This window comes from Verrucomicrobiota bacterium, assembly GCA_016871535.1.
GTDB lineage: Bacteria > Verrucomicrobiota > Verrucomicrobiia > Limisphaerales > SIBE01 > VHCZ01.
This window is the reverse complement of the sequence record VHCZ01000056.1, coordinates 19970-29759: the sequence shown is the minus strand read 5'-3', so window position 1 is coordinate 29759 and position 9790 is coordinate 19970. Positions and strand designations below refer to the sequence as shown.

10 protein-coding genes and 1 pseudogene are annotated in these 9790 nt (G+C 59.5%); 7 read left to right on the top strand and 4 right to left on the bottom strand.

Going from position 1 to position 9790, the window contains the following annotated elements; genetic code table 11:
• Positions 1-205: 205 nt before the first annotated feature.
• Positions 206-622 (bottom strand): hypothetical protein, encoded by a 417-nt coding sequence (locus FJ398_10015; protein ID MBM3838284.1) that lies wholly within the window; start codon positions 620-622, stop codon positions 206-208.
• 289 nt (positions 623-911) lie between these two features.
• Between FJ398_10015 and rpmI the strand changes: the two genes are divergently transcribed.
• The 7 genes from rpmI to FJ398_09980 all read left to right on the top strand — a co-directional run bounded on the left by rpmI (position 912) and on the right by FJ398_09980 (position 7090).
• A complete protein-coding gene (gene rpmI, locus FJ398_10010) occupies positions 912-1121 on the top strand; it encodes a 50S ribosomal protein L35 (GenBank protein MBM3838283.1) in 210 nt (69 codons plus the stop codon).
• Positions 1122-1165: 44 nt separating this feature from the next.
• Positions 1166-1537: a 50S ribosomal protein L20 gene (gene rplT / locus FJ398_10005; protein ID MBM3838282.1), complete on the top strand. Its 372-nt coding sequence runs from the start codon at positions 1166-1168 to the stop codon at positions 1535-1537.
• A gap of 111 nt (positions 1538-1648) precedes the next feature.
• Positions 1649-2713: a phenylalanine--tRNA ligase subunit alpha gene (gene pheS / locus FJ398_10000; protein MBM3838281.1), complete on the top strand. Its 1065-nt coding sequence runs from the start codon at positions 1649-1651 to the stop codon at positions 2711-2713.
• A 49-nt stretch (positions 2714-2762) separates the two neighbouring features.
• Positions 2763-2987: a type II toxin-antitoxin system VapB family antitoxin gene (locus tag FJ398_09995; protein ID MBM3838280.1), complete on the top strand. Its 225-nt coding sequence runs from the start codon at positions 2763-2765 to the stop codon at positions 2985-2987.
• Entirely contained in the window at positions 2984-3361 is a 378-nt protein-coding gene (locus tag FJ398_09990) for a PIN domain-containing protein (GenBank protein MBM3838279.1), read from the top strand. Before FJ398_09995 ends, FJ398_09990 begins: the two co-directional genes overlap by 4 nt.
• Positions 3362-3426: 65 nt before the next feature.
• Positions 3427-4557, top strand: a complete 1131-nt coding sequence (locus tag FJ398_09985) for an AP protein (protein MBM3838278.1) — start codon at positions 3427-3429, stop codon at positions 4555-4557.
• 19 nt (positions 4558-4576) lie between these two features.
• Positions 4577-7090 carry a phenylalanine--tRNA ligase subunit beta gene (locus FJ398_09980; protein MBM3838277.1) on the top strand — a complete coding sequence of 838 codons (2514 nt, stop codon included), beginning with the start codon at positions 4577-4579 and terminating at the stop codon, positions 7088-7090.
• Positions 7091-7099: 9 nt separating this feature from the next.
• On the opposite strand, the pseudogene FJ398_09975 reads toward FJ398_09980, so the two are convergent.
• From FJ398_09975 to FJ398_09965, 3 genes and pseudogenes are all read right to left on the bottom strand, one after another.
• A pseudogene (locus FJ398_09975) lies at positions 7100-7737 on the bottom strand (ORF6N domain-containing protein).
• Between the two features lie 64 nt (positions 7738-7801).
• Positions 7802-8932: a mannose-1-phosphate guanyltransferase gene (locus tag FJ398_09970; protein ID MBM3838276.1), complete on the bottom strand. Its 1131-nt coding sequence runs from the start codon at positions 8930-8932 to the stop codon at positions 7802-7804.
• Positions 8933-8939: 7 nt separating this feature from the next.
• The gene (locus tag FJ398_09965; GenBank protein MBM3838275.1) at positions 8940-9734 is read right to left on the bottom strand and encodes a tryptophan synthase subunit alpha; all 795 of its coding nucleotides are present in this window, start codon (positions 9732-9734) and stop codon (positions 8940-8942) included.
• Between the last annotated feature and the right edge of the window lie 56 nt (positions 9735-9790).

The following is a 9790-nucleotide window of genomic DNA, read 5'->3' as shown; positions in this document are numbered from 1 at the left end:
CCAACGTTTCGTTGAACTCGACCGTCTTAGAGCGTGTCCGAAAATTCCGCGGGGTCCTGCGGCGAGGGATTTTGGCTGTGGCCAAGGCGGCGAGGTCCGAGCATCCCCAACGCGGGCTGTAAGGACCCAGCCAACGCAGGCCACGGACAAAAGACCCGCCGCCCGGAGGGTTTTCGCGCCAAAGGCCGCCTGGCTTCGTTGCTCCTCAGTCGAAGATCCAGGGAGGATATTCTCCTTCGTTGCGCCTCGCCATCCGGCCTTTGGCGCGAAAACAGGACCCCGCGGAATTTTCGGACACGCTCTTAGCGAGGGCGTCGCCGATCAAGGTTTTCAAGCCGATGTGCGTGCCGCAACATTTCAGGCCGTTGTCGTCCAGCAATTGCCGCAGCGTCTTGGCGTCCTTGTTCGCGTATCCTGCGAATTCGACTCCTTCATAGCCGATCTTCTTGATGCCCGCCAACGTTCCAGCAACGTCGCCGGGAAAGATCGTTCGAACGGAGTAGAGCTGCATGCCGATGGGAATTTTTTTTCGAGCCGCGCCAAGCGCGGCCGTCGGTGCAATAAGCGCAGCCGCACCCGCCGCCGTCGTTCCGATGAAATCGCGTCGAGTCAAGTTGGACATAACTTTCCTTTCGATAGGTGGGGGGGAAATTGTTTTTTGTTGTGCGCCGAAGATAAGCCTCGCCGCGTGGCAGGCACAAGGAAAATGCCGTCGTGCGGGTAACCCCTCAGTTAACGACGGTAGGGCGAGGGTCCTGCAGAGCCGGTCTATCGCACTGTTCGATCCCAATCGGCTCGCGAGGACGCTCGCCCCACCGGTTGACTGATTACGCAAGACTCCAAATTACCTCTTGCTTCCGGCAAGCTGGAAATCTATATTGCGCGCTCTTTTTGAGAGAAACTTTACGATTATGCGTCGCCCCAAAGGTGTCAAAACACGAAAGTCCGTGGCGAAACGATTCAAGATTTCGGCCCGGGGAAAAGTCCTGCGCATGCGCGGGGGCAAGCGCCATTTGCTGGCCTCAAAGAATCCCAAGCGCCGCCGCTCGCTGGGCACGGCCGTCGTGGTGGATCCCACCGACGCCTACCGCATCACCCAGAATTTGCCCTTCAGCCACTGATCCGCTGCTTCTGATCGCTGACCACGGATAACCGACCACTGCTTATGCGCGTTACCAACGCCCCCGCTTCCCGAAAGCGCCGCAAACGGACAATCCAGGCCGCCAAAGGCTTTCGGATGCGCCGTTCCAAACTTTACCGTTATGCCTCCGATGCGCTGGACCACGGCCGCCAATACGCGTTTCGCGATCGGAAAACAAAGAAGCGCAATTTCCGCGCGCTCTGGCAAGTCCGGATCAATGCCGCGGCCCGCGCGGCAGGACTCACCTACAGCCGCTTCATGGAAGGCTTGAAAGCCGCCAAAGTCGCCCTGGATCGAAAGGTTCTCGCAGACATCGCGGCGCGGGATGGTGCCGCCTTTGGCGAATTGGTCCAAGTCGCCCAAAACGCGTTGAAGGCGAAAACGGCCAAAGCCTGAGACAGCGTCCAGTTTTAGCGCGAACGGGCGACCCGGAGACTGGGCGCCCGTTTTTCTTTTGCACTTTCGGGCGGCGAGTGAAACGTAAAACGTAAAACGCAGTCAGGAATCATGACGTTCCACGAAGAAATTGAGGCGATCAAAAAGGCCGCGCTGGCGGAGCTTGAGAGTGCTTCTGACCTGGTTACGCTGGAGCAGGCGCGGGTTGGCTGCCTCGGGACCCACGGCAAATTCACCGCGCTGATGAGACACCTCGGCGCGCTGCCGAAAGAAGAAAGGCCGGCGGCGGGCAAGGCGATCAACCTGGCGAAATCGGAGCTCGATGCGGCCCTGGCCGGGCGCAAGGGCGATCTCGAACTCAAAGCCTCCTTGACCAGGGAACCCACCGACTTCACGCTCCCGGGCCGCCGCCGGCTGCTGGGCAAACTGCATCCTCTCACGCAAACGACCGAGGACATCGTCCGAATTTTCCGCAAGATCGGTTTCGTAGTCGCGGACGGTCCGGAGGTCGAGACCGAATGGTATTGCTTCGATGCCCTGAACACGCCCGCAGATCATCCGGCGCGCGACACGCAGGATACGTTCTATCTAGTGGTAGCGCAGGCTTCCAGCCCGCCCGGCACCGCGGCAGACGCCGACGCGCAAAGGGCAGGCAAGATGCCTGCCCTACTTCTTCGCACACACACCTCCTCAGTCCAAATCCGCGTCATGGAGAAGCAGCCGCCGCCCATCCGGATCATCGCTCCGGGCCGGGTTTACCGCCGCGACAACGCCGACGCCACGCACAATCCGACCTTCCAGCAAATCGAAGGCCTTTACGTGGACAACGGCGTGACTGTGGGCGATCTGAAGGGCACGGTTGAATATGTGTTCAAGGAATTGCTCGGCGACGAAGTCAAACTGCGGTTTCGTCCGCATTATTTTTCGTACACCGAGCCAAGCTTTGAGATCGATTTTTCCAGTTCGTTGACGCGGAAGATGGGCAAGGAATGGCTGGAGATTGCCGGTTGCGGCATGGTGCATCCGCAAGTGTTCGAGAACGTGGGTTACGATCCGGAGATTTGGAGCGGCTGGGCCTTCGGTTTCGGCATCGAACGGGTGGCGATGATTCGCTACGGCATCAACGATATCCGGCTCTTTTACGAGAATGATGTCAGGTTTTTGCGGCAATTCTAGGATTCCGGAATCCAATTGACAGGATGCCATCTTTGTTCATTGTGGAAGCATGAAGACGACAATTGATATTCCGGACGGCGTTTTGGAGGAAGCCATGAAATATACCAGAGCCAAGACCAAACGCGAGGCCGTCGTCACAGCCTTGGAGAGATTCAACCGCCTTCAACGTCTGCGCGACCTGAATACAAAACTGAAGGGCACGTTCGTTCATTTCATGACCCAGGACGATCTGAAGATCATGCGCGAGGATGCCAAGTGGGAGAAAAAGACATGAAGCTGGTGGATACCTCCGCCTGGGTGGAATACTTGCGGCCCGGCCTGAGCGAGGTGGGAGAACGGGTCGAGGCGCTGCTTCTAGCTGATGAAGCTGCATGGTGCGATATGGTGTTGCTGGAGCTTTGGAACGGCGCTCGCGGACAAGCTGAGAAACGGAAGCTCGAAGAGTTGCAGGCCACGGCACCTAAACTTGAAACCGATGATGGGGTTTGGAGGCTCGCACACCGTCTCGCGATTCGCTGCCGCGACAAAGGCAGGACTTTTCCGGCAACCGATGTTCTGGTCGCCGCCTGCGCCGCGCATAATGGAGTCGAACTGGAACACAAGGACACCCACTTCGACGAAATCATGCCCCTGGCTGCCGGGTTATGAACAGATGGTTAAACCCCCACCTGGTTCTGAGCCGCTTCAAAGCTATCCCTTTGGAACGTGGCTTCATGACGTCCGCGGGCGCTCTCAGTTGCACCTCGACGCTTTCGTTCAAGATCCTGGCTGCGTTGTTTGCGCTCTTCGCTTGCTTGCAGAGTGCAGAAGCAGCGAGTTTGAAGACCCAGAACGTCTTCCTCATCATGAGCGACGGGTTGCGCTGGCAGGAAGTCTTTGGCGGGGCTGAGGAACTGCTCATCGACGCCAAGAACGGCGGGGTGAAGAACACCAACTCCCTCCGCCGGGAATTCTGGCGCGAGTCACCGGAAGAGCGTCGGCAGGCTTTGCTGCCATTTTTCTGGACGGAAATTGCGAAGCGCGGCCAACTGCTCGGCAACCAGAACCAGGGCAGCGTGGTCAACATTGCCAATGACCGGAAGTTCTCTTATCCAGGGTACAACGAAGTCCTCACCGGAGCGGCTGATCCGCGGGTGGACAGCAACGCGAAAAAGTTGAACGCCAATGTCACCGTCTTCGAGTGGCTCCACGGACGCAGCGGGTTTCAAGCGAAGGTGGCCCTGTTCGCCACCTGGGACGTCTTCCCTTACATTTTCAACATCGAGCGCAGCAAACTACCCATTTGGCCCGCTTGGGGACCTCGGTTTGAAAACCCGGAAATCCAGGTGCCCGAAGCCGTCACCGCGCTCCTGCGCGACACGACGCAGATTTGGGAAAGCGTGATTTTCGATTCGTTCCTGTTCCACGCGGCGCTCGACCACGTGAAACGCAAACAGCCGCGCTTGCTCTTCCTCGGCTTCGGCGAAACCGATGAATGGGCCCACGCGGGCCGGTACGATCATTACCTCACCGCCGCGCATCAGGTCGATGCTTTCATCCGCCGACTCTGGGAAACGGTCCAAGCGATGCCGCAGTATCGCGACAAGACCACGTTCATTATCACGACCGACCACGGGCGCGGCGCCGGTCCGAGCGCGTGGAAGGATCATGGGGAAAAGATCGCCGGCGCCGAAGGCATTTGGATCGCTGTGATCGGCCCGGACACTCCGCCGCTCGGCGAGCGCACCCAGGCTTCGACCGCGACGCAAAGCCAGATCGCCGCAACCATCTCCGCGTTGCTGGGCGAGGATTATCGATCGGACTTCCCGAAGGCCGCAGCGCCGATCCCAGATCTCCTGAAGTAAGTAAGTTTTGGTTTCCGACATGAAAGTCACATTCAACTGGCTCAAACAGTACGTCGAATTCAACGGGTCCGCGGACGAACTGGCGGAGCGGCTCACGATGTTGGGCCTCGAGGTTGAAGGCACCCACAAGCTGAGCGGCGAGTTCGAGGGAATCGTCGTCGGCCAGGTGATCACGCGCGACAAGGTGCCGGGTTCGGACAAGCTGTCTGTCTGTCGCGTGAACGATGGCAAAAGCGAGCGCCAGATCATTTGTGGCGCGCAGAATCACAAACCCGGCGACAAGGTGGCGTTGATCTTGCCGAACTATGCCCTGCCGCTGAGGCCAGGAGACAAGGAACCGTTCCTGATTAAGGTCCGCAAAGTGATGGGGGTCGAATCGCATGGCATGATGTGTTCGCCGAAGGAACTCGGACTCTCGGAGGAGTCGGAGGGCATTCTGATCCTGCGCGAAGATGCCAAAGTGGGTCAGCCCTTTGCCGAATACCTGGGGCGAGCCACCGGTGATTTTGTTTACGATTTGGAAATCACGCCCAACCGGCCGGACTTGAACAGTGTGATCGGGATTGCACGGGAAATCAGCGCCTTGACGGGCAACCCTCTGAAGATCCCGGATCCTAACGTAGGACAGGGTTCCAGCTTGTCCGGGGCAGGCAGGATGCCAGCCCTACGTTGCGAGAATCTGGTCGCCGTCCGAATTGAGGATTTTGAGCTTTGTCCGCGCTACACGGCTCGGGTAGTTCAAGGAGTAAAAATCGGTCCAAGCCCGGATTGGCTGCGGCAGACGCTGGAAAAAGTGGGGATCCGCAGCATCAACAACGTGGTCGATGTCACCAACTACGTCATGCTGGAAATCGGCCAGCCGCTGCACGCGTTCGATTATCATTTGCTTGCCAAAGTAGGACAGGCTTCCAGCCTGTCCGGGGCTGCCCGCCCGACGATTGCCGTTCGCCGCGCGAGTGCGGGAGAAAAATTCACAACGCTGGATGATCAAGAACACATGCTGACGAACGATATGCTCTTGATCGCCGACGAGACCCAGGGTGTGGCGCTGGCCGGCATCATGGGCGGCCAGAATACCGAGATTAATGACCGCACCTGCGACGTCCTGATCGAAAGCGCCCATTTCAAACCGGCCAATATTCGCCGCACGAGCAAAGCGCTCGGACTCCGGAGCGAGTCCAGTTATCGATTCGAGCGAGGCGCGGACATTGCCGTTTGCGATTGGGCCAGCCGGCGCGCAGCGCAACTCATTTTGGAAACCGCGGGCGGGAAGCTGGCCGCCGGCGTCGTGGACGCTTACCCGAACCCGGCGGCGCCCAGGCAGATTGCCTTGCGACACACCCGGACCTCGGCTTTGCTCGGAGTGGACATTCCGGCCGACCAGCAAACGGAATTTCTGCACCGCCTGGGCCTGGAGATCCTCACCGGACCGGGAGTCGCGCCGACGACCGGCGTGCGCATGCCGCACACCACGGTTTTCCAGATTCCATTCTTCCGCGTCGATCTGAAGCGCGAAGTGGATTTGATCGAGGAAATCGGCCGGCTGTTCGGAGCGGATCAGATTCCATCGACGCCGCCGCGCAGCGCGATTGGGGCCAACGCCTACGACGCGGTTCACGACCAAATCGCCGAAGTCCGGCGAATTCTGGCGGGCCTCGGGTTGAACGAAGCGCAGGGCCAGACATTGATTTCGGATACCGCCGCCGAGTTGGCCGCCTCACCGGATATGTCGATCCGCCTGGCTAATCCGCTCAGCAACGACATGAACGTGTTGCGCCCGAGTTTGCTGCCCGGTCTGATCGACTCGCTGCGCCACAATGAAACCCGGAAAAACAGCGACGCCGCGCTTTTCGAGGTGGGGCGGGTGTTTCTGAGTTCGGCGGGGCGGTTGAATGAAGAGCGCCGGATCGCCGTCGCCCTCACCGGCCAGCGCGAAGCATTGTTCTGGAGCGGGAACGAACGGGGCGCGCGGTTCGACATCTACGATTTGAAAGGAGTCCTCGAAGAGTTTCTGGAACAGTTCGGTCTGCGCGGCACCGCTTACGCCCGGCGCGCAGAGCCCACCAAATTGTTCCTGGAATCGGCCGTCATTAGTTTGGGCGGCAAGATGCCGCTGGGCGAAATCGGGCAACTCCAGCCCGCCCTGGCCAAACGCCACGATCTGCGGGGTGCGGTGTTTCTCGCGGAGCTGGACCTGGACGCGCTGTTAGCCCGGAGGAATACGTCTCGATCCTTCAAAGCCTTGCCGGCCTTTCCTTCCATTCGGCGGGACGCGGCGATGTTGGTGACCGAGCGGACGACGCACGAAGCCATCCTCCATGCCGTCAAGCAGGCCAAACCGCAAAACCTCGAAAGCGTGGAACTGTTCGACGTGTTTCGCGGCGAGCATGTGCCCGCTGGCCAGAAAAGCGTGGCCTACGCGTTCACCTATCGCCATCCGGAACGGACTCTGACGGACACGGAGGTCAACGCAGTCCACGAGAAAGTGGTGGAGCAGCTAAAACAGAAGCTGCAGGCAGTCGTTCGAGAGTAAATCGGCAAGTCACCTTTTCAGACTACGCCGGCGCCTGACGTTGACTCGATACGGGGCGGACTCTTCCCGAACGTGGAAACCCATCTCGCGTTTTTCACCATCAGGTGGCACGAGCAGCGGCAGAAGCTTCTCGTAAAGGTCGCGCAGGGCGGAATCGTGAAGGAGCAGCGTCTTGTCGATTTCGGCCAACCGTTTGAGGATGGCAGCTTTGGCGATCTGGTCCTCGCGCATCTTGACGAAGGCGCGGATGATGAAAATGCTCAGGGCCATCGCTCTCGGGCTGTTTAGGATATTAGCGGCCTGCAAGGGGCGGTGTTCAGTGAAAGCCCAGGGCCGATACGCAGCGCCGCGTCGGAGAAGTGAACTGGCCGCAATTTGCGACCAGTTCGGCGCATTGGCCGGAATTTCAGCTTCTCGCGCAGACGCATTCACGATTTGTGAACGCAGGGCCACCCACTCCTGGTGAGTGAGATGGAAGGCGAAATCCTGAGGGAAACGATCGCGGTTCCGCCGCAATTGCTCGTTCAAGCGCTTCGTAGGGACTTCATACAGCCGAGCCAGATCGCTACTGTATCGAGGATAACCCGCACTCCCCGGATGCAGAGAATGAGCGGGCGCAGATCCACTTGTTGTTCATTCCCGTTCATATCGTGCCGAGGATCAGCGCTGAACTCATTCGTCGCTTCGCAAGATCTGCGCGACGCCGCGCCGTCAAACCAGCTTCTTGTATTCCTTGGACTCGGAGAGTTTCTTGACCAACTCTTTGACCTTTTGCGCCTGGCTCTTGTGAGCAATCAGCGTGGCGTCGTCGGTCTGCACGAGGATCGAGTCGCGCAGGCCCACGATGGCGATGGGCGTGCGGTTCTTCGTGCGCGCGTCGAAAACCAGATTCCGCGCGGCATCGACGTGAATGAGATCAGCGACCGCGCAATTGCCTTCCGGATCGGATCGGAGATGGCGCGCCAGGGCGTTCCAGGATCCCAGGTCATCCCACTCGAAGGCGCCGTCCGCCACGATGACGTTTTGCGCGTGCTCCAGCAAAGCGAAGTCGATCGAGATTTTCTTCAAGCCGGGATAGTCCTTCGCGAGGACTTTGGCGAGTTTGGCGGAGGATTTGGCGGCTTCAAACCAGCGGTGGCAGGCCGCGAACATTTCGGGCACGTGCTTCTGCAGTCCTTCCGTAATCGTCACGAACGACCAGATGAACATGCCCGCGTTCCATCGATACTGTCCGCTGTTCACATACTCGATCGCCTTTTCATAATGCGGTTTCTCAACGAAACGCTCGGCCCTGGAAAAGGTTGTTTTGTAAGGTTTCGCGCCGTGGGGCGGGGGCAGCGGTTCACCCACGTGAATGTAGCCATAGCCAGTCGCCGGTTCGGTCGGCTTGATGCCAATGGTGACGATGGCCTGGCCGCGGCCGGCCAGATCGAAACAATCGGCAAGCACTTGCTGAAATCGCTTTTCCTCGGGGATCACGTGATCGGCGGGCAAGACGGCCATGACCCCGGTCGTAGAACGCGCGCCTACGATCGCCGCGCCCAGCGTGACCGCGGCGCAAGTGTCACGGCCCACCGGTTCGGCGACGATGTTCTCCTTCGGTAATTTGGGCAACTGCTTGCGCACTTCGGGTTCCTGGACTTCGTTAGTAATCACGAGAACGTTCTTCGCAGGCACGAGCGGCAGCACGCGGTCCACCGCTTGCTGAAGGAAAGAGCGATCGCCCAGCAGCTTGATCAATTGCTTGGGCGTCTTCTCGCGGCTGACGGGCCAGAAGCGCTCGCCGCGCCCGCCGGCCATGATGATGGCGAAACGGTTGTTGGGGGTTGGTTTGGCTTTCACAACAATTCTATTTGATGGCGTGACCGAGTGATTCGACAAATGTGTTGACCCGCGCCACCAGATCCTTCTCGCCCCCGTACCGGGCAATCTGGTTGACGACGGCGCTGCCGACAACCACCGCTTCCGCACATTGGGCGACGAGACGCGCTTGATCCGGGTTGGAGATGCCGAAGCCGACGGCAATTGGGAGGGCGGTGTGACGCCGGATGGCCGCAATCCGATCGCCCAGATTCGCGGCGACAGCGTCGCGCATTCCCGTCACGCCTTCGCGGGAAATGTAATAGATGAAGCCCGTGCCGCGGCGGACGATCTTTTCAATGCGGTCCTCCGGCGTCGTCGGCGCCACCAGCCAGATCGCGCACAAATCTGCCGCTTTCATCAACCGCTCGTAAGCGTCGGCTTCTTCCGGCGGCAAATCGAGCGCGAGCAAGCCATCGACTCCAGCGCGCGAGGCGTCAGCGACGAACTTTTCCAGGCCGCGGCGATGGACGAGGTTGTAATAGACGTAGAGGACGATCGGAATCTGGGATTCGCGCCGGATCGCAGCAACGGTATCGAAAATCTTCGACGGTGTTGTGCCCGAATCGAGGCCGCGTTGGGCCGCAAGTTGATTGACCAGCCCATCGGCAAGCGGGTCGCTGAAGGGAACGCCGAGTTCCAGGACATCCACGCCGTTCCTGTCAAAGGCCACCGCGAGGTCGCGCGTGGTTTGGAGATTGGGGTCGCCCGCCCCGATGTAAACGACGAAGCCTTTTTGGCGGCGGGATTTAAGGTGAGCGAATCGTTCGACAATGCGATTCATTCGGGGCGGAGTTTCGGGCTTCGGGTTGGGTGTGGCAAGTTAAACGTAAAACGTAA

What these genes read in the sequence shown, in the direction of transcription:
- FJ398_10015 (MBM3838284.1), bottom strand. Translation starts at nt 622, where the DNA reads ATGTCCAACTTGACTCGACGCGATTTCATCGGAACGACGGCGGCGGGT.
- rpmI (MBM3838283.1), top strand. Translation starts at nt 912, where the DNA reads ATGCGTCGCCCCAAAGGTGTCAAAACACGAAAGTCCGTGGCGAAACGA.
- rplT (MBM3838282.1), top strand. Translation starts at nt 1,166, where the DNA reads ATGCGCGTTACCAACGCCCCCGCTTCCCGAAAGCGCCGCAAACGGACA.
- pheS (MBM3838281.1), top strand. Translation starts at nt 1,649, where the DNA reads ATGACGTTCCACGAAGAAATTGAGGCGATCAAAAAGGCCGCGCTGGCG.
- FJ398_09995 (MBM3838280.1), top strand. Translation starts at nt 2,763, where the DNA reads ATGAAGACGACAATTGATATTCCGGACGGCGTTTTGGAGGAAGCCATG.
- FJ398_09990 (MBM3838279.1), top strand. Translation starts at nt 2,984, where the DNA reads ATGAAGCTGGTGGATACCTCCGCCTGGGTGGAATACTTGCGGCCCGGC.
- FJ398_09985 (MBM3838278.1), top strand. Translation starts at nt 3,427, where the DNA reads ATGACGTCCGCGGGCGCTCTCAGTTGCACCTCGACGCTTTCGTTCAAG.
- FJ398_09980 (MBM3838277.1), top strand. Translation starts at nt 4,577, where the DNA reads ATGAAAGTCACATTCAACTGGCTCAAACAGTACGTCGAATTCAACGGG.
- FJ398_09965 (MBM3838275.1), bottom strand. Translation starts at nt 9,734, where the DNA reads ATGAATCGCATTGTCGAACGATTCGCTCACCTTAAATCCCGCCGCCAA.